The sequence below is a fragment of the Streptomyces sp. NPDC046379 genome, from assembly GCF_055587785.1.
On sequence record NZ_JBVJFP010000004.1, the window covers coordinates 408,941 to 426,871 of the forward strand.

A 17,931-nucleotide genomic window follows, 5' to 3' on the forward strand; every position below is an offset into this window, starting at 1 on the left:
GGGGCGGACCGCGACGGCGCCGGCGCGGCGGCGTACTCGTGGGGGGACTTGGTGGGGCGTACTCGTGAGGGCACGCCTCGGGGCGGCGTACTCGTGGAGGGCCCCGGACGCGACGGGCTTTGTCGGGCGCGAGCCGTGTCAGGCCCGGGGGTCCGCGCTGCCGGCGGGCGCCGGGTGGACCTGGCGGCGGGAGATCGGCGGGGGCGGCGGGTGGACCATTCGTTTTCCCTCCCTGTTCCAGAGGACGCCGAGGTTCACGACGAGGCCGGCTCGCACGGGAGTCGACGGCTCAGGGCAGTGTGAAGGGCGGGTGGGTGCCGTTGAGGTGGTAGTCGCCGGCCTCGCGGAGCCGGGAGGAGACGGGGGTGCGCAGGGTGTGCGTACGCGCGTTGCGCCAGAAACGGTCGAGGCCGTAGCGGGTGGATGCGGCGCGTGCTCCGATGACGTCGAGGGCCCGGGTGGTGATCTCCTGCGCGGCACGGGAGGCGGCGGCCTCGGCGGCGCCGGCCAGGACGGTGATCTCCGCGCCTTCGTCGTCGTCGAGTTCCTCGCCCCGCGCCAGTCCGCGCATCAGCGCGTCGACGGCCTGGTCGGCGAGGGCGGCGGCGGAGCGGGCGGTGACGGCGAGTTCGCCGTAGGCGCCGAGCACGTACGGATCCTGTGCCGGGCTCACCGGCCAGTGCGGGGCGCCGGACAGCACCGGCCAGTGCAGTGGGTCGGACGGCTGCCCTGACGCGGTCGCGGGCCGGCTGAGCTCGCGCGCCTCGGCGAGCAGTCCTTCCGCTGCGCCCAGACAGACCTGGGCCGAGACCAGCCGGGCGGTCGGCGCGGCCAGCCCGGCGAAGGGCGACAGCACTCCGTCGTCCGCGGAGAGGGAGCCGAACACGTCGTCGGCCGTCACGGGCACGGAGTCGAACGCCACGCTGCCGCCGGCCGCCGGCCGCTGCCCGAAGGTCTCGCCGCCGGTCCCCCGGACGACGCCCGGGTGAGAGGGGTCGACCACCACGGCCAGCGGCTCGCCGGTGTCGGTGCGGGAGGCGCGGACCAGCAGCCGGTCGGCGACGCCCGCGCCGACGGCACAGCTCAGCCTGCCGTCCAGCAGATGCCCGTTCGCGCCGGGGTTGAGCATGAGCGACGGCTGGTCGGAGGCGATGCCTCCGCTCCAGCACCAACGCCCGGCCGCCGACTCCCGCTCGACGCGCTCGGCGCGGGCGGGCCCCGCGAAGAACCGGGCGCCCGAGGACAGGAAGTAGTGCACGCCGAGCAGTTCACCGATCGCGGCGTCGGCGGCGGAGATCGTGCGGACGACCGCGTAGGCGGTGCGCCAGTCCGCGCCGCCCCCACCATGAGCGGTGGCCGCGAGCAGGGTCAGCAGGCCCGCCTCGCGCAGCCGTTCCACCTCGTCCAGGGGCGGTTTGCCGGCCCGCTCGCGCTCCACGGCGTCCGTGGCGAGATCGTCGGCCAGTTCCCGGGCGACGTGCAGCCAGTGCGCGTGGCCGGCGTCCGTCTGTGAGGCCGGGGCCGGAGCCGCTGGTGCGATGGTCACGATGTCATCCTCACTCGCCCGGTCTGGGAGCGTCAACGCTTTCCTAGTAATTCGATAGGGAAACTAGGGAAAAACCGGCCGCCGCGCCACCCCCCGTCCGCCATGTGGCCGATCCGCGTCGGCCCGCACGGCCCGAACCCGCGGGAATTGCCCCCTCACAGGGCGTGTGAGAACGTGGAACGGAGCCCGATCAGTGGCTCCCGGACGAGGGGTGCCGTACCCGGCGTGCGACAAGACGGCCCGTTGGAGGGCAGTCATGTCGTGGATCATCCTCGTTCTCTCGGGCGTTCTGGAAGCCGTGTGGGCGACCGCGCTGGGCAGGTCCGAAGGGCTGAGCCGCCTCGTCCCGTCCCTGGTCTTCGTCGTCGGCCTCGGCGCGAGCATGGCCGGACTGGCGTACGCGACACGCGATCTGCCGGTCGGCACGGCCTACGCGGTGTGGGTCGGCATCGGTGCGGTGCTCACGATCCTGTATGCGATGCTCACCGGCCAGGAGTCGGTGAGCACGCTCAAAATCGTGTTCCTGACGCTGATCGTCGGCAGCGTGATCGGGCTCAAACTCGCCCACTGACGCCCGGCGTCCCCGTCACACCTGCGTCACACCTGCGTCACACCTGGCCGGACTCCGGCGTGCCCTTGAGGCGTTCCACGTCGGCGGCGCGCACCTGGATGGCCACGACGGCGATCAGCGCCGCCAGGACAGCGAAGATCGCCGCCATGATGAAGGCCGCCGAGACCCCGGCGGTGAGGACCTCGTGGCTCCAGGGCGGCGGAAGCTCACCGGTGCTCTCGAACCGCGCCCGCTCGGCCGGGGTCGCCTGGGCGAGGAACGCCGGAATCCGGCGCCCGGCCTCGTCGTTGCTCGCGGTGCCGAACACGGTCACCAGGATGGACAGCCCCAGCGAACCGCCCACCTGCTGCGTCGCGTTGAGCAGCCCGGAGGCCGCGCCGGTCTCCCGCGCCGACACGTTGGACAGCGCCATCAGCGTCAGCGACACGAACTCCATGCCCATGCCCAGGCTGAACACCAGCATCGGCCCGAGAACGCTGCCCGCGTAGGTGGAGTGGACGTCCGTGAGGGTCAGCCAGGCCAGTCCGGCCGCCGCCAGGATCGCGCCGATCACCATGAACGGCTTGGGGCCGTAGCGGGGCAGGAACTGCGAGGCCAGCCCTGCGCCGACCGTGATGACCGCGCTGACCGGCAGGAAGGCCAGTCCCGCCTGCATCGGGCTGAAGTCCAGCACGTTCTGCACGAACAGGGTGAGGAAGAAGAACATCCCGAACATGGCGGCGGCGAGGCACAGCATGATCCCGTACGTGCCCGCACGGTTGCGGTCGGCGAACATGTGCAGCGGCGTGATCGGCTGCCGGGACCGCCGTTCCACCAGGAGGAAGACCGCGAGGATCACCACGGCCGCGGCGAACGACGCCAGCGTCAGCGCGTCCCGCCAGCCGTCCTGGGCGGCCCGGATGAAGCCGTACACCAGCAGCACCATGCCCACCGTGGAGGTCAGCGCCCCGGCGACGTCGAAGCGGCCGGGATGACGTTCCGACTCCTTGATCCAGCGGGGCGTGGCCAACGCGATGAGCAGCCCGATGGGCACGTTGACGAACAGGACCCACCGCCAGTTGAGCCACTCGACGAGCACCCCGCCGGCGAGCAGCCCGATCGCGCCGCCGCCCGCCGAGACCGCCGCGAAGACGCCGAACGCCCGGTTGCGCTCCGGGCCTTCACGGAAGGTCGTGCTGATCAGGGACAGCGCCGTCGGGGAAGCGATGGCGCCACCGACGCCCTGGAGGGCCCGTGCGGCCAGCAACTGACCGGCGTTCTGGGCGAGCCCGCCGAGCAGCGAGGCCAGCACGAAGAGCAGCACACCGAAGACGAACACCCGCCGTCTGCCGAGGATGTCCCCGACCCGGCCGCCGAGCAGCAGCAGACCGCCGAAGGTCAGGGTGTAGGCGTTGACGACCCACGACAGGCTGGTGGTGGAGAACTCCAGGGAACGCTGGATGTCCGGCAGGGCGATGTTCACGATGGTGATGTCCAGCACCACCATCAGCTGGCACGAGGCGATCACCAGCAGAGCCATCCCGTTCCCGCCCCCGCCGCGGGAACGGGCGGTGGTCTGCGGGGCGGACGTCGGCCGCGGGCTCCTGGTCATGACATGTCGCCCTCTCGGGGGCAGGCCCTCACGAGAGTCAGTGAACGCCCTTGCTGAGGGCGGTGAACGGTTCCGTCCACTGACGGTTCACCGTTCGACCGTACGCCCGCGCCCCGGCGGCCACCACTCGAAGGCGCGGGGCCGAGGGGCCCCACGGCCCCGCGCTCCTCGGCCCCGCACCGCGCGGTCCCGCGGTCCCCGTGCGCCGCGCGGTCACGCGCCGGGTCAGCCGAGGAACGACAGCCGGACCTTGCGGTGGGTGTTGTCCTTGTTGGTGTCCACCAGGCACACCGACTGCCAGGTGCCCAGTTCCAGCCGCCCGTCGATCACGGGCAGGGTCGCGTGCGGGGGCACGAACGCGGGCAGGACGTGGTCGCGGCCGTGACCGGGGCTGCCGTGGCGGTGCTGCCAGCGGTCGTCGGCGGGGAGCAGGGTGTGCAGGGCGGCGAGCAGGTCGTCGTCACTGCCGGAACCGGTCTCGATGATCGCCACCCCGGCGGTGGCGTGCGGGACGAAGACGTTGAGCAGTCCGTCCCGGCCCGCCGCGGCCTCGCGCAGGAAGGACTCGCAGTCGCCGGTGATGTCGACGACGCGCTCCGCGGAGCCGGTGGCGATGTTCAGGACGCGGGTGGTGAACGCATCTGCCATGCCACCATCCTGACGCATGGGACCGGCCGTGCCCGGCAGCGGCCGACCAGTGGATGACACACCGGTCCACTGTGCGAGACACCCATTGACCGTGACTCCGCCGTCTGGCTACTTTCTGCCGCATGTTGCGTTCAGCCCTGCTCACCACGCGCGGTCACATCGACCTGCTGCGGGTGGCCTCCGCCGCCTGTCGCCGCGGCTGCTGACGCCCTCTCCCCCTCTTCGCTTCGGCTCTTCCCCGCGTCTTCCGGCGTGTTTCCCGCCTTCGGTTCCGCCTTGGCCCGCTCGAGATCTGTCCGCGGGTCGTGGGCCATGGACCCGCCTCGGCGGTCGTACGGCCCGCTTCGACGGTCGTACGGGCGCTGACGGCTCCTGAACCTCCGGCGTGGCAGTGCCGGGACACGCGCCCACCACGCGTCGCTCTTGTCCTCGTGGAGCCCTCATGACCATCAGCCATGCCCCACCCAGCCCCGTTCAGCTGGATATTTCCGATATATCGCGCACGTCGACAGTGCGGGCCGGCCACCGGACCGCCCGTGTCCCGCGCTGGCTGCGCCGCACCACCGGGCCCGTCCTGCTGCTCGGGCTGTGGCAACTCCTCAGCTCGACGGGCGTCCTGGCCGCCGAGGTCCTCGCCTCACCCGGGCGGATCGCCCAGGTCGCCGGTGATCTGCTGGCCGACGGGTCGCTGCCCGCGGCCATGGGCACCTCGCTCCAGCGGGTCGCCGCCGGCCTGCTGCTCGGCACGGTCGTCGGCACCGGTCTCGCCCTGGTCTCGGGCCTGTTCAGAATCGGCGAGGACCTGGTGGACGCCTCCGTGCAGATGCTGCGCACGGTGCCGTTCGTGGGGCTGATCCCGCTGTTCATCATCTGGTTCGGCATCGGCGAGGCCCCGAAGATCGCCGTCATCACCCTCGGCGTGACCTTCCCGCTCTACCTCAACGTCTACGCCGGTATTCGCGGTGTGGACGCCCAGTTGATCGAGGCCGGGGAGTCGCTCGGCCTGTCGCGGTGGGGACTCGTGCGGCACGTCGTCCTGCCCGGCGCACTGCCCGGTGCGCTGACCGGCCTGCGCTACTCGCTCGGCATCGCCTGGCTCGCGCTGGTGTTCGCGGAGCAGATCAACGCCGACGCCGGCATCGGGTTCCTCATGGTGCAGGCACGGGACTTCCTGCGGACCGACGTGATCGTGGTCTGCCTCATCGTCTACGCCTTCCTCGGCCTGCTCGCCGACTTCATCGTCCGCTCGCTCGAAAGGCTGCTGCTGCAATGGCGACCGACATTCACCGGCCGGTGACCCCGCAGGCCGTGCACGTGGCCGGGCTGACCCGCTCCTTCGGCGGCCGGGCGGTGATCGAGAACCTCGAACTCGACATCCGACCAGGCGAGTTCGTGGCCCTGCTCGGCCGCAGTGGCTGCGGCAAGTCCACGCTGCTGCGCATCCTCGCCGGCCTCGACCGCGAGATCGAGGGCACGGTGCTGGTGCCGCGCCGCAAGGCCGTCGCCTTCCAGGCGCCGCGGCTGATGCCGTGGAAGAAGGTCTGGCGCAACGTCCTGCTGGGACTGCCGGGCAGGACCGAACGGGCCGTCGCCGCGCGGGCGCTGGACGAGGTCGGCCTCGGTCACCGCGCCGACGCCTGGCCCAAGACGCTGTCCGGCGGCGAGGCCCAGCGCGCCTCACTGGCCCGCGCCCTGGTGCGCGAGCCCGATCTGCTGCTCCTGGACGAGCCTTTCGGGGCGCTGGACGCGCTCACCCGCATCAACGCCCAGCGCCTGGTCGGCGAGTTGTGGCAGCGGCGCGGCTGCGCCGTGCTGCTGGTCACGCACGACGTCGAGGAGGCCGTTCTGCTCGCCGACCGGGTCCTGGTCATGGACCACGGGGTCATCGCCCACGAACAGCACATCGGCCTCGACCGGCCGCGCGACCTCGCCGACCCGCGGTTCGCCGCACTGCGCGCCGGACTCCTGGAACGCCTCGGCGTCGGCACCGGCACCCAGGCCGCCTGAATCCCCACGCCCCGAACCGACCTCCCCGACCTGCTTCTGCGCACCCGGGCCCGCCGACCACACCTCACCTGCCCGGCCCGGCCCTTCCGCACCCGACCCCGACCCCGACCCCGACGAACGGAACCACGATGCGACGACGCCATCTCCCCGCAGCCCTGCTCCTCCCCGTCGCCCTGGCCCTCACCGCATGCGGCGGGACCTCGGCAGCCGACTCCTCGTCCGGCGGCGGCGTCGACGGCAAGGGCTCCCTCACGCTCAACGTCGGTGACCAGAAAGGGGGTTCCGAAGCGGTCCTGCGCGCCGCCGGGGAACTCGACGACCTCGACTACAAGATCAAGTGGTCCACCTTCACCTCCGGACCGCCCTTGCTGGAGGCCGTCAACGCCAAGGCCGTCGACATCGGTGGCGTCGGCAACACGCCACCTGTGTTCGCGGCGGGCGCCGGCTCCAGGATCACGGTCGTGGCCGCGTGGCACGGCACGTCGAAGGGCGACACCATCCTCGTGCCGCACGGCTCCGAGCTGTCCGGCACGCAGCAACTCAAGGGCAGGTCGGTCGCCGTGGCGCAGGGCTCGTCGGCGCACTACCAACTCGTCGCCTCACTGCGGAAGGCCGGCCTCTCGCCGAGCGACGTCAAGGTGAAGTACCTCCAGCCGGCCGACGCGCTCGCCGCGTTCACCAGCGGCAAGGTCGACGCATGGGCGGTGTGGGACCCGTACACCTCCCAGGTGCTGGGGGCGAAGCAGGGCCGCGTCCTCACCACCGGCGACGGCGTGACCAACGGCCTCACCTTCCAGGTCGCCGCGCCGCACGCCCTCGCGGACGAGGAGAAGTCCGCGGCCATCGAGGACTACCTGGACCGGCTGCGGCGGGCTCAGGACTGGGTGTACGACCATCCCGAGGAATGGGCCGAGGTGTGGGCCAAGGACACCGGTCTGCCCTACGAGGTGGCGCTGGCCTCGGTGAAGCGCACCAACGGCACGCGGGTCCCGGTCGCCGTCGACGATGCGGCCATCGCGTCCGAGCAGGAGATCGTCGACACCTTCGCCGAACTGAAGCTGATCCCCGAGAAGGTCGACTTCGCCGATTTCGTCGACACCCGCTACAACGGCGGCCTTCCGCCGTCCACCACCGCTCCCCGCGTCTACAAGGAGTCTTGACATGACCGTCCGTCTCCACTGGTTCCTGCCCACGGGCGGCGACGGCCGCACCCTGGTGGACCGGCACGCCTACGCCCCGAACGACCTCGGCGCGCCCCGCGCGGTCGGCGGCGTGCGCGCCCCGGACATCGAGTACCTCGCCCAGATCGCCAAGGCCGCCGAGCAACTGGGGTTCGAGGCGGTGCTCACGCCGACCGGCACCTGGTGCGAGGACGCCTGGCTGACCACGGTGGCGCTCGCCCAGCACACCGAGCGGCTGAAGTTCCTGGTGGCGTTCCGGCCGGGGCTGCTCTCGCCGACGCTGGCCGCGCAGATGGCGGCGACGTACCAGCGCCTCACCCGCGGACGGCTGCTGCTGAACGTGGTCACCGGCGGCGACTCCGACGAGCAGCGCCGCTTCGGCGACCGTCTCGGCCACGACCAGCGCTACGCCCGCACCGACGAGTTCCTCTCGGTCGTCCGCGGGGTCTGGCAGGGGCTGCCGTACGACTTCCACGGCAGCCACTACCGGATCGACGGCGGGCTGACCGCGCTGCCCCCGGAGCCGGTGCCGCCGTTGTTCTTCGGTGGTTCGTCGGCGGCGGCCGGTCCGGTCGCGGCACGGCACGCGGACGTGTATCTGACCTGGGGCGAGCCTCCCGCGCAGGTCAAGGAGAAGATCGACTGGATCCGCTCGCTCGCCGAGCGGGAGGGCCGCGAGGTGCGCTTCGGCGTCCGGCTGCACACCATCTCGCGCGACTCGTCGGCCGAGGCGTGGGCGGCCGCGGACCGGCTGCTCGACGATCTCGACCCGGACACGATCGCCGCCGCACAGGCCGCGCTGGGGCGCAGCGAGTCCGTGGGGCAGCGACGGATGCTCGCGCTGCACGGCGGCTCGCGCAAGGACCTGGAGATCCACCCCAACCTGTGGGCGGGTGTGGGGCTGGTCCGCGGCGGTGCGGGGACCGCGCTGGTCGGCAGCCATGGCGAGGTGGCGGAACGGATCGAGGAGTATCACGCCCTGGGCGTCGAGCACTTCGTGCTGTCCGGCTATCCGCACCTGGAGGAGGCGTACTGGTTCGGCGAGGGGGTGATTCCCGAGCTGGCCGCCCGGGGGCTGCTGACGCATGCGCCGGGCGGTCCGGCCGGTGCGCCGCTGCTGGTGGCGAGCGGGCGCTGACCTCGCGGGAAGATCCACGGCCCCACGGGGGTTGGGGGAAGCGTGGACAGTGTGCGCGAGGTCGAGGTGGTCGTCATCGGCGCCGGTCAGGCCGGACTGGCCGGCGCCTATCACCTGCGGCGGTCCGGTCTCGAGCCGGACCGCGACTTCGTCGTCCTGGACCGCTCTCCCGCGCCGGGCGGCGCCTGGCAGTTCCGCTGGCCCTCGCTGACGTACGGCAAGGTGCACGGCATGCACGCGCTGCCCGGCATGGAACTGACGGACGCCGATCCGGCACGGCCGTCGTCCGAGGTCGTCGGCGCCTACTTCGCGGCGTACGAGGAGACCTTCGGCCTGCGTGTACGGCGTCCCGTGGACGTGCGTGCCGTGCGGGAGGGACCGGGCGGGCGGCTGCTCGTGGAAACCTCGGCGGGCGTCTGGTCGGCGCGGGCGCTGATCAACGCGACGGGGACCTGGGACCGGCCGTTCTGGCCGCGCTACCCGGGCCAGGAGACCTTCCGCGGGTGGCAGCTGCACACCGCGCAGTATCCCGGTCCGCAGGCGTTCGCCGGGCAGCGGGTCGTCGTGGTGGGCGGCGGCGCGTCCGGGACGCAGCATCTGCTGGAGATCGCGCCGGTGGCCGCGGCCACGACCTGGGTGACGCGCCGGCCGCCCGTCTTCCGCGAGGGGCCGTTCGACGAGGAGGCGGGCCGGGCCGCGGTCGCGCTCGTGGAGGAACGGGTGCGGCAGGGGCTGCCGCCGCGCAGCGTCGTCTCCGTCACCGGGCTGCCGCTGAACGACGCCCTCCGGCAGGGTCTCGCGAGCGGTGTGCTCGACCGCCGGCCGATGTTCGACCGGATCACGACGGACGGCGTGGAGTGGCGGGACGGGCAGCGCGTGGCCGCCGACGCCATTCTGTGGGCGACGGGGTTCCGGGCAGCCATCGGGCATCTCGCACCGCTGGGTCTGCGCGAGCCGGGCGGCGGCATCCGGGTCGACGGAACGCGTGCGGTGGCCGACCCGCGGATCCATCTCGTCGGGTACGGCCCCTCCGCCAGCACCATCGGCGCCAACCGGGCCGGGCGGGCGGCCGTACGGGACATACGACGGCTCCTGGCCCGGGAGGCGCTCGCCGCCTGACCGGGCGCCGGCTCAGCGCGCCGGGCTCTGTCCGGGCCGGCGCTGTGCGTTGAACGCGGCCACGTTGCGCTGGTGCTCGGCGTAGTCGGCCGTGAAGCGGGTGTCGCCCGGTTTGACCGTGACGAAGTACAGCCAGTCGCCCGGCGTCGGGCTGATGGCGGCGCGCATCGCGTCCGCGCCCGGGTTGGCGATGGGCGTGGGCGGCAGGCCCATGCGCTGGTACGAGTTGTAGGGGCTGTCGATGCGGGTGTCGCTGAGCGTGGTGTTCGGCGTCCTGCGGTTGAGCGCGTAATGGATGGTGGAGTCCATCTGGAGCGGCATCCCGCGCTCCAGCCGGTTGAAGACGACCCGGGCCACCTTTCCCATGTCGGCCTTGGTGGCCGCTTCCGCCTGGACAATGCTGGCGATGGTGACCGCCTGGTAGACGTTCATTGCGTTGCGCTGCGCCCCGGCGGCGACCGGGGCGGCGTTGAACTTTCTGGTGGCGGTGTCGACCATGACCTTCAGCAGCGACCGGGGGGTCGACTTGTCGTCGAGCGGATATGTCGCCGGGTAGAGATAGCCCTCCGGGTTGCCCTCGGCGTCGTTCGGCAATGTCAGACCCGCCGTGGGCACCGCCTTCTTCGTGGTGCCGGGCGGCAGGGCGAGGGCCTTGTCGACGGCCGCGTAGACCTGAGTGGCGCGCCAGCCCTCCGGGATCACCAGGGCGGGCTTCGGGTCCTCCTCGCCCTGGAGAGTCAGCAGCGGCACCGCCACGGCGGTGCCGGCCACGACGGCTCCGGTCGCGATGAGGGCGACCCGGCCCCGGCGCGTCAGTCGAATCGTGTTCCGTGGCGGAGTGTTGGTCTGCATGCGGGCACGGTAACCCGCAGGTGCGGGCAAACCCGGCATATCTTCAGCCGGTCGGCTCCAGTCGGGCGTCCCTGCGGACCAGGGCGGCGTACCGGCCGTCGCGCCCCAGCAGTTCCTGGTGCGTGCCCCGTTCCACCGCGCGTCCGCCGTCGAGGACGACGATCTGGTCGGCGCCCCGGACGGTGGACAGACGGTGCGCGATCGTGAGCGTCGTCCGGTTCGCCGACAGCCGGTCGATCGCCTCCTGGACGGCCTGCTCGGTGCGGGTGTCCAGGGCGCTGGTCGCCTCGTCGAGGATCAGCACGGGCGGGTCGCGCAGGATGGTGCGGGCGATGGCCAGGCGCTGTTTCTCCCCGCCGGAGAAGCGGTGGCCGCGCTCGCCGACGACGGTGTCGTAGCCGTCGGGCAGCGAGGCGATGTGGTCGTGGATCTGGGCGGCCCGCGCGGCGGCGTGCAGTTCCTCGTCCGTGGCATCGGGCTTGGCGAAGCGCAGGTTGTCGGCGATCGAGGCGTGGAAGAGGTACGTCTCCTGGGAGACGACGCCGACCGCGCGGGCGAGTGTGTCGAAGTCGAGGTCGCGGACGTCGACGCCGTCGAGGGTGACCCGGCCGCCCGTCACGTCGTACAGCCGTGGCACCAGGTAGCCCAGCGTGGACTTCCCGGCGCCGGTCGGGCCGACGATCGCGAGGCTGCCGCCGGCGGGGACGGTGAGGTCGATGCCGTCGAGGACCGGACCGCTCCTGTCGTCGTAGTGGAACCGGACGTTCTCGAAGGCGACCTCCCCCTTGATCCTCTCCAGACGGACGGGGCGCTCGGGTTCGGTGATGTCGACGGGCAGGTCGAGGTACTCGAAGATGCGCTGGAAGAGCGCGAGGGAGGCCTGGATCTGCACGCCGGTGCCGAGCAGGCTCACAGCCGGGCGGAACAGGCCCTGCTGGAGCGAGACGAACGCGACGATCGTGCCGAGGGAGACCTCCGGTCCGCCCATATGGAGAGCGAGCCCGGCGGTCCAGTAGATGACGGCGGGCATCGCGGCCATCACGATCGTGACGACCGCCATCCGCCACCGGCCGGCCATGTTCGCCCGCACCTCGAGGTCGACCAGGGCCTCCGACTCGTCGGCGAAGGACTTCGTCAGCGAGTCGGCACGGCCCATGGTGCGGCCGAGCAGGATGCCGCTGACGGAGAGCGACTCGGTGACGGTGGCGGCCATCGCGGCCATCTGCTTCTGGCGCCGGGTGGTGATCCGCCGCCGCTCGTCGCCGACCCGTCTGCTGATCCACACGAAGACCGGCAGCAGGAGCAGCGAGACGACCGTCAGCCGCCAGTCGAGGACGAGCATGGCGATGATCGTGGCGACGACGCTGGTGAAGTTGGAGACGAGCGACGTCGCGGTGGAGGTGACGGTGGCCTGCATCCCGCCGATGTCGTTGGCGATGCGGGACTGGACCTCGCCGGTGCGCGTGCGCGTGAAGAAGGCCAGGGACATGCGCTGGAGGCGGCCGTAGACGGCGGTGCGCAGGTCGTGCATGACCCGCTGGCCGACGGTCGTGGAGATCAGTGTCTGCAGCACGCCGAAGACGCTGGTCAGCACGGCGCTGAGGATCATGCCGAGGGCGAGCAGGGTGAGCAGGCCGGTGCGGCCCTCGGGGAGGGCGACGTCGAGGATCGCCTTCAGCAGGAACGGCGAGGCGACCGTGACCAGCGAGGCGGCGCCGACGAGCAGGGCGACGACCAGGAGACGGCCGCGGTAGGGACGGAACAGCGCGAGGATGCGCCGCGTCTGCCGGGGTCCCTCCCCGTCGTCGGCGGGCGGCTTCCAGGTCGGTTCGTGGTCGGGGTGCATGGGCTCCTCATGGAGGGGTGGACGCGGCTCCGCACGAGGGGAGGGCCGACCGCAGGGGATCGAGCGGATCGCAGCTCATTGTTACCTATACTCACAATGAATGGCATCCTGATATTGTTCCCGCATGACCACCCCCGATCCGGACGGTTTGCTGGCCGAGCAACTGCTGCGGCTCACCCGCCGGGTGCACCGCATCCAGAAGCGTCATCTGGAGCAGCGCGCGCTCGGCATCACGCCGGCCCAGTCGCGGCTGCTGCGCACGCTCGCCCACTACGGTTCGCCGCCGCGCATGGCCGACCTGGCCGAGCGCCTCGAGGTGGTGCCGCGTGCCGTGACGACGCTGGTCGACGGTCTGGAGGCGAGCGGCATGGTCCGGCGCGCGCCCGACCGCGTCAACCGGCGGGTGATCCGCATCGAACTCACCGAGGACGGCCGCAAGGCTTTGCGCGAGCTGCGCGGCGCCCGCCGCTCGGCCGCTGACGAGATCCTGGCGCCCCTGACGCAGGAACAACGCCGTGTCCTGGGCGGGCTGCTGGACACACTGATCGACGGGGCGCCGCTGGAGGGCCCGTACTGAGGACCTCGTCCGCCGCGCGCGGGAGTACCAAGGCGTGGCCGGCACCGGGCGGGGGCCGGATCCGGGCGGGTGTGGGGACACGAAGGCGTGGCCGGATGTGAGTGCCCGCGAGGGTGCGAAGACGTAGCCGGATCCGTGCGGCCACGGGGAAAACGGGTTGCTTTCGACCACGCGTTGACGCGAACCTTTCACGGCCTGCTGCCGCCGTTCGCGGCCCTTCGTGCTGCGCAACGGCATGTCGTCCGTCATCGACTTCTCGTCCTCCCACGTCTTCTCCTCCCGGCTCGCCCGCTCCTCTCGTCGCTCTCGCCCCTCTCCCTGACCCGCTCGCCACTCGCCCCGCCCGTCGACACCTAGCCACTGGGACGTCATGCAGATCCAAGACCTTCCGTATCCCGACCCCGGCGTGCCGGACGCACGCTCGGGACCGCGATTGCTGTGGTGGCTGGGCCGGAACCAACTTCGCGGTCAGCTCAAGTCGCTGGCCTGGGGACTGCTCCACTTCGTGGCGGTCTCCTCGCTGCCGTTCTGCGTCGGCTTCGCCGTCCAGGCCGTCGTCGACCGCTCCGGCGGCCGGCTCGCCCTCGCGGGCGGAATGCTGGCCCTGGCCTGCGCCGGCACCGCCGTCGGCGACACCTTCCTGCACCGGGCCGCCGTCACCAACTGGATCACGGCTGCCGCCCGCCTCCAGCAACTCCTGGCCCGCAAGGCCGCCCACCTCGGCTCCGCGCTGACCCGGCGGGTCGCGGCGGGCGAGGTGGTGGCCGTGTCCACGGGCGACGTCGAACGCATCGGCTGGTTCGTGGAGGCCATCTCCCGCTTCAGCGCCGCGGCCGTCACCGCGGTGCTCGTCTGCGTCGGTCTGGTCGTCTACCAGCCGGCCCTCGGCGTCGTCGTCGCGGTCGGCCTGCCGGTGCTGGCGGTGGCGGTCCTGCCGTTGCTGCCCCGCGCCACTCGGCGCGCCGACGTCCAGCGAGAGAAGGCCGGCCGCGCCACCGAACTGGCCTCGGACACCGTCGCCGGCCTGCGCGTGCTCCGCGGCATCGGCGGCGAGGAACTGTTCCTCGACCGCTACCGCAGGGCCTCGCAGGAGGTCCGGCACGCCGCCGTGCGCAGCGCCCGCATGTGGGCGCTGATCTCCGCGATCCAGGTGCTGCTGCCGGGAGTGCTGCTCATCGTGGTCGTCTGGTACGGCGTCCATCTGACCCGCGAAGGCCGTGTCACCGTCGGCGAACTCGTCACCGTCTACAGCTCCGTCATGATCCTCACCTACCCGTTGCGGCACTTCGAGGAGATCGCCATGGCGTACTCCTTCTCCCGCCCCGCCGCCCGGCGGGCCGCCGCGGTGCTGTCACTGGAACGGGCCACCGACACGGACGGCTCCCGCCCGGCCGACCTACCGAGCGGCGATCTGTACGACCCCGCCACCGGTCTGCTCGCCCCCGCCGGACGCCTCACCGCCGTGGTGTGCGGCGACCCGGACGCCGCCGGACGGCTGGCGGAACGTCTCGGCGGACACCCCTCCGAGGAGGGCGTCTCCGTGCGGCTGGGCGGCGTCCCGCTGGACGAACTGCCCCTGGACAGCGCCCGCACCGCCGTCCTGGTCCAGGACAAGGACCCGGTCCTGCTGTCCGGCACCCTGCGAGAACTGCTCGACGTACCCGCCTCCGGGGGCGTCGAACCGGCGGAGGCGCTGGCCGCCGCCCAGTGCGACGACGTCCTGGCGGCGCTCGCCCAGGGCTCCCTGCACGCCGACGACCCGATGGACGCGCGGATCACCGAACGCGGGCGCTCTCTGTCGGGCGGCCAGCGCCAGCGGCTGGCTCTCGCCCGCTCCCTGATCACCGACCCGGAGGTGCTGGTCCTGGACGAGCCGACCTCTGCCGTCGACTCCCACACCGAGGCGCGGATCGCCGAGGGCGTGCGTGGACTGCGCAGCGGCCGCACCACAGTCGTCTTCACCTCCTCCCCGCTGCTGCTGGACCGCGCGGACCGGGTGGTGCTCGTCCACGAGGGCGAGGTCGCCGCGGTCGGCGTCCACCGGGACCTGGTGCACAAGGAGCCCCGGTACCGGGCCGTGGTGACCCGCGAGACCGAGGAGGAGACCGCCACGGGCGGCCCCCACGGTGACCCGGACGGCCTGAACCACATGAAGAACATGAACAACATGGACGACCTGCACGACCTGGACGACCTGGAAGAGATCGAGGAGACCGCATGATCGGCCTCGCGCCGCCGGACCACGACCCGGCGGCCCCGACGACGGCCCACACGCTGCCGGTCGGCGCTCCCGCGACCGTGCGCGCCTATGTGGCCGAGCTGTTCCGCAGGCACCGCCGGGCCTTTCTCCTCCTCATCACCGTCAACACGATCGCCGTGATCGCCTCGATGGTCGGCCCCTACCTGCTCGGCGGGCTCGTCGAGCGGGTGTCGCAGGGCGCACGGGAGCTCCATCTCGGACTCACCGTCACCCTGTTCGCGGTGGCGCTGATCGTGCAGGCCGGTTTCGTGCGCGAGGTACGGCTGCGAGGCGCCGTACTCGGTGAGCGGATGCTGGCCGACCTGCGTGAGGATTTCCTCGTCCGGTCGGTAGGACTGCCGCCCGGTGTCCTCGAACGGGCCGGCACGGGCGATCTGCTGTCCCGGATCACCACGGACGTCGACCGGCTCGCCAACGCCATGCGGGAGGCCGTGCCGCAACTGGCGATCGGCGTCGTCTGGGTGGTGCTGCTGCTGGGCGGTCTCGTCGTCACCGCGCCCCCGCTGGCCGCTGCCGTGCTGCTCGCGCTGCCGCTGCTGATCGTCGGCTGCCGCTGGTACTTCCGGCGCGCGCCGTCCGCCTACCGCTCGGAGTCCGCCGGGTACGCCGCCGTCGCCGCCGCTCTCGCGGAGACCGTCGACGCCGGGCACACCATCGAGGCGCACCGCCTCGGCGCGCGCCGGGTGGAGCTGTCCGACCGGCGGATCAAGGAGTGGACCGCCTGGGAGCGCTACACGCTCTGGCTGCGGTCGGTGCTCTTCCCGGTCATCAACGTCACGCATGTCACGGTCCTGTCTTCGGTCCTCATGGTCGGCGGGGCGTTCGTCCTGCAGGGCTGGCTCGACGTCGGTCAGCTGACGACCGGCGCGCTGATCGCCCAGATGCTGGTCGACCCGGTCGGGCTGATCCTGCGCTGGTACGACGAGCTGCAGGTCGCCCAGGTGTCGCTGGGCCGGCTGGTCGGCGTCCGGGACATCGAGCCGGCCGCCGGTGACCCCTCGGTGGCGCCCGACGGGCGCGATGTGCACGCCGACCGGGTGCGCTTCGGCTATCTGGACGGCGTGGACGTCCTGCGCAGGGTGTCGCTGGAGGTCGCCCCCGGCACCCGGCTGGCGCTGGTGGGTCCCTCGGGGGCGGGCAAGTCCACGCTGGGCCGTCTGCTCGCCGGCATCTACGCCCCTCGGGAGGGCCGGATCACCCTCGGCGGCGCCGAACTGTCCCGGATGCCCGCGGAACGCGTCCGCTCCCACGTCGCCCTCGTCAACCAGGAGCACCACGTCTTCGTGGGATCCCTGCGCGACAACCTGCTCCTCGCCCTGCCGCCCTCCCGGCTGCGGTCGGGCGAGGGGACACGCGTCGAAGCCGTCGACGCCGAGCTGTGGGCGGCGCTCGCCGCGGTGGACGCGGACGAGTGGGTGCGAGGGCTCGACGACGGCCTGGACACGGAGGTCGGCTCGGGCGGGCTGGCGCTCACCCCCGCACAGGCCCAGCAGATCGCGCTGGCCCGGCTGGTGCTGGCCGACCCGCACACGCTGGTGCTGGACGAGGCCACCTCGTTGCTCGATCCCCGCGCGGCACGCCATCTGGAGCGGTCCCTGGCCCGCGTCCTCGACGACCGCACGGTCGTCGCCATCGCACACCGCCTCCACACGGCCCACGACGCCGACGTCATAGCCGTCGTCGAGAACGGCCGGATCACCGAGCTGGGCAGCCACGACGAGCTGGTCGCGGCGGACGGCGCGTACGCGGCGCTGTGGCGGTCCTGGCACGGGTGAGACACCGGGGCGGGGCCCGGGCTTGGGCGTACCTGGGCTTAGACCTGGGGTGGACCTGGGCTGCCGGAAGAAGCGGCGGGCCGAACCGGGCTCGGGCCTTGCGCCGGGCGGCACGCCGGCGCAAGGGCCCGTCCCGGAGTCCCGGGCGCGGGATGCCGTCCGGCCCGGGGAGGCGACCTCCGCCCGTCGGAGGCCGGCGGCCGTCGCCCGTGCCGTTGCGCGGGTGCGAAAAGGGGTGGAAGGCTGGAAGACGGCGCAGGCTCGGGGAGCGCCCGTGAACCCGCGTGGCCGACCGCTGCGGGAGCGGCCCCGTCCTGACCACCTGGAGGTACCCGTGAACAGCGCCGACGGATGGGGTGACGACGTCTACCAGCCCGACGCCTCCGAGATTCAGGACGATTCGGGACTGCTCGACGCGGAGGACACCCTGGAGAACGACGGGGTCGACAATCCTCTGGACCGCGGCTGGTCCCCTCCCGAGAGGCCCTGGGCGGTCGAGCACACCGGCGTCACCGCCGCCGAGCGGCAGGCTGGCGAAACCCTCGACCAGCGGCTGGCCGAGGAACTCCCCGACCTCGCCCCGCCGGACGGAGACGGCATCGGCGACTGCGACGGCACCGACGGCGAGCCCCTCGACAACGAGGTCGGCGCGGCCCGCTCCGGCCGGCTCGTCGCCCCGGACGAAGGTGCGCACGAGGACGAGGAGAGCGCGCTGGTCGCCACCGACGTCGGCATCGACGGCGCCGCCGCCTCCGCGGAGGAGGCAGCCGTGCACATCGTCGACGAGGACAGCCTCTACGGCTGACCCCGGCCGCCGTCC

16 protein-coding genes and 1 riboswitch are annotated in these 17,931 nt (G+C 72.4%); of the genes, 11 read left to right on the forward strand and 5 right to left on the reverse strand.

Annotation, left to right across the window (positions count from 1 at the left end):
• Positions 1–289: 289 nt before the first annotated feature.
• The gene (locus ACZ6KF_RS10840) at positions 290–1,549 is read right to left on the reverse strand and encodes an acyl-CoA dehydrogenase family protein (RefSeq protein WP_469159466.1); all 1,260 of its coding nucleotides are present in this window, start codon (positions 1,547–1,549) and stop codon (positions 290–292) included.
• Between the two features lie 176 nt (positions 1,550–1,725).
• A riboswitch (guanidine-III (ykkC-III) riboswitch) is annotated at positions 1,726–1,791 on the forward strand.
• Positions 1,792–1,802: 11 nt separating this feature from the next.
• Between ACZ6KF_RS10840 and ACZ6KF_RS10845 the strand changes: the two genes are divergently transcribed.
• A complete protein-coding gene (locus tag ACZ6KF_RS10845) occupies positions 1,803–2,117 on the forward strand; it encodes a DMT family transporter (protein ID WP_469159443.1) in 315 nt (104 codons plus the stop codon).
• Between the two features lie 37 nt (positions 2,118–2,154).
• On the opposite strand, the gene ACZ6KF_RS10850 is transcribed toward ACZ6KF_RS10845, so the two are convergent.
• The gene (locus ACZ6KF_RS10850) at positions 2,155–3,708 is read right to left on the reverse strand and encodes an MFS transporter (RefSeq protein ID WP_469238132.1); all 1,554 of its coding nucleotides are present in this window, start codon (positions 3,706–3,708) and stop codon (positions 2,155–2,157) included.
• A gap of 225 nt (positions 3,709–3,933) precedes the next feature.
• On the reverse strand, positions 3,934–4,356 hold the full coding sequence (locus tag ACZ6KF_RS10855; RefSeq protein WP_356630365.1) for a secondary thiamine-phosphate synthase enzyme YjbQ: 423 nt from the start codon (positions 4,354–4,356) through the stop codon (positions 3,934–3,936).
• A 122-nt stretch (positions 4,357–4,478) separates the two neighbouring features.
• Between ACZ6KF_RS10855 and ACZ6KF_RS10860 the strand changes: the two genes are divergently transcribed.
• The 6 genes from ACZ6KF_RS10860 to ACZ6KF_RS10885 all read left to right on the forward strand — a co-directional run bounded on the left by ACZ6KF_RS10860 (position 4,479) and on the right by ACZ6KF_RS10885 (position 9,801).
• The gene (locus ACZ6KF_RS10860; RefSeq protein ID WP_349817350.1) at positions 4,479–4,562 is read left to right on the forward strand and encodes a putative leader peptide; all 84 of its coding nucleotides are present in this window, start codon (positions 4,479–4,481) and stop codon (positions 4,560–4,562) included.
• A 236-nt stretch (positions 4,563–4,798) separates the two neighbouring features.
• Positions 4,799–5,653, forward strand: coding sequence for an ABC transporter permease (locus tag ACZ6KF_RS10865; protein WP_469238134.1), 855 nt, complete (start codon positions 4,799–4,801; stop codon positions 5,651–5,653).
• A complete protein-coding gene (locus ACZ6KF_RS10870; protein WP_356630369.1) occupies positions 5,626–6,363 on the forward strand; it encodes an ABC transporter ATP-binding protein in 738 nt (245 codons plus the stop codon). The genes ACZ6KF_RS10865 and ACZ6KF_RS10870 overlap by 28 nt, the downstream gene beginning before the upstream one ends.
• Positions 6,364–6,491: 128 nt before the next feature.
• Positions 6,492–7,523, forward strand: coding sequence for an ABC transporter substrate-binding protein (locus ACZ6KF_RS10875; RefSeq protein WP_469238136.1), 1,032 nt, complete (start codon positions 6,492–6,494; stop codon positions 7,521–7,523).
• Between the two features lies 1 nt (position 7,524).
• On the forward strand, positions 7,525–8,682 hold the full coding sequence (locus ACZ6KF_RS10880) for an LLM class flavin-dependent oxidoreductase (protein ID WP_356630373.1): 1,158 nt from the start codon (positions 7,525–7,527) through the stop codon (positions 8,680–8,682).
• 42 nt (positions 8,683–8,724) lie between these two features.
• A complete protein-coding gene (locus ACZ6KF_RS10885; protein ID WP_356630375.1) occupies positions 8,725–9,801 on the forward strand; it encodes an NAD(P)-binding domain-containing protein in 1,077 nt (358 codons plus the stop codon).
• A gap of 12 nt (positions 9,802–9,813) precedes the next feature.
• Here ACZ6KF_RS10885 and mltG read toward each other — a convergent pair whose 3' ends face one another.
• Positions 9,814–10,653, reverse strand: coding sequence for an endolytic transglycosylase MltG (mltG, locus tag ACZ6KF_RS10890; RefSeq protein ID WP_469159449.1), 840 nt, complete (start codon positions 10,651–10,653; stop codon positions 9,814–9,816).
• A 43-nt stretch (positions 10,654–10,696) separates the two neighbouring features.
• Positions 10,697–12,499 carry an ABC transporter ATP-binding protein gene (locus ACZ6KF_RS10895; protein ID WP_469238138.1) on the reverse strand — a complete coding sequence of 601 codons (1,803 nt, stop codon included), beginning with the start codon at positions 12,497–12,499 and terminating at the stop codon, positions 10,697–10,699.
• A gap of 124 nt (positions 12,500–12,623) precedes the next feature.
• Here ACZ6KF_RS10895 and ACZ6KF_RS10900 point away from each other — a divergent pair, with 124 nt between their 5' ends.
• The 4 genes from ACZ6KF_RS10900 to ACZ6KF_RS10915 all read left to right on the forward strand — a co-directional run bounded on the left by ACZ6KF_RS10900 (position 12,624) and on the right by ACZ6KF_RS10915 (position 17,916).
• Positions 12,624–13,076, forward strand: coding sequence for a MarR family winged helix-turn-helix transcriptional regulator (locus ACZ6KF_RS10900; protein WP_356630381.1), 453 nt, complete (start codon positions 12,624–12,626; stop codon positions 13,074–13,076).
• 370 nt (positions 13,077–13,446) lie between these two features.
• Positions 13,447–15,297, forward strand: a complete 1,851-nt coding sequence (locus ACZ6KF_RS10905; protein ID WP_469238140.1) for an ABC transporter ATP-binding protein — start codon at positions 13,447–13,449, stop codon at positions 15,295–15,297.
• Positions 15,294–17,111, forward strand: a complete 1,818-nt coding sequence (locus ACZ6KF_RS10910; RefSeq protein ID WP_469238142.1) for an ABC transporter ATP-binding protein — start codon at positions 15,294–15,296, stop codon at positions 17,109–17,111. Before ACZ6KF_RS10905 ends, ACZ6KF_RS10910 begins: the two co-directional genes overlap by 4 nt.
• A 334-nt stretch (positions 17,112–17,445) precedes the next feature.
• Entirely contained in the window at positions 17,446–17,916 is a 471-nt protein-coding gene (locus tag ACZ6KF_RS10915; protein WP_469159453.1) for a DUF5709 domain-containing protein, read from the forward strand.
• Positions 17,917–17,931 lie beyond the last annotated feature (15 nt).

Excerpts from the sequence above, each read along its gene's own strand:
- ACZ6KF_RS10845 (WP_469159443.1), top strand. The coding sequence starts at position 1,803 with ATGTCGTGGATCATCCTCGTTCTCTCGGGCGTTCTGGAAGCCGTGTGG.
- ACZ6KF_RS10850 (WP_469238132.1), bottom strand. The coding sequence starts at position 3,708 with ATGACCAGGAGCCCGCGGCCGACGTCCGCCCCGCAGACCACCGCCCGT.
- ACZ6KF_RS10855 (WP_356630365.1), bottom strand. The coding sequence starts at position 4,356 with ATGGCAGATGCGTTCACCACCCGCGTCCTGAACATCGCCACCGGCTCC.
- ACZ6KF_RS10860 (WP_349817350.1), top strand. The coding sequence starts at position 4,479 with ATGTTGCGTTCAGCCCTGCTCACCACGCGCGGTCACATCGACCTGCTG.
- ACZ6KF_RS10865 (WP_469238134.1), top strand. The coding sequence starts at position 4,799 with ATGACCATCAGCCATGCCCCACCCAGCCCCGTTCAGCTGGATATTTCC.
- ACZ6KF_RS10870 (WP_356630369.1), top strand. The coding sequence starts at position 5,626 with ATGGCGACCGACATTCACCGGCCGGTGACCCCGCAGGCCGTGCACGTG.
- ACZ6KF_RS10875 (WP_469238136.1), top strand. The coding sequence starts at position 6,492 with ATGCGACGACGCCATCTCCCCGCAGCCCTGCTCCTCCCCGTCGCCCTG.
- ACZ6KF_RS10880 (WP_356630373.1), top strand. The coding sequence starts at position 7,525 with ATGACCGTCCGTCTCCACTGGTTCCTGCCCACGGGCGGCGACGGCCGC.
- mltG (WP_469159449.1), bottom strand. The coding sequence starts at position 10,653 with ATGCAGACCAACACTCCGCCACGGAACACGATTCGACTGACGCGCCGG.
- ACZ6KF_RS10895 (WP_469238138.1), bottom strand. The coding sequence starts at position 12,499 with ATGCACCCCGACCACGAACCGACCTGGAAGCCGCCCGCCGACGACGGG.
- ACZ6KF_RS10900 (WP_356630381.1), top strand. The coding sequence starts at position 12,624 with ATGACCACCCCCGATCCGGACGGTTTGCTGGCCGAGCAACTGCTGCGG.
- ACZ6KF_RS10905 (WP_469238140.1), top strand. The coding sequence starts at position 13,447 with ATGCAGATCCAAGACCTTCCGTATCCCGACCCCGGCGTGCCGGACGCA.
- ACZ6KF_RS10910 (WP_469238142.1), top strand. The coding sequence starts at position 15,294 with ATGATCGGCCTCGCGCCGCCGGACCACGACCCGGCGGCCCCGACGACG.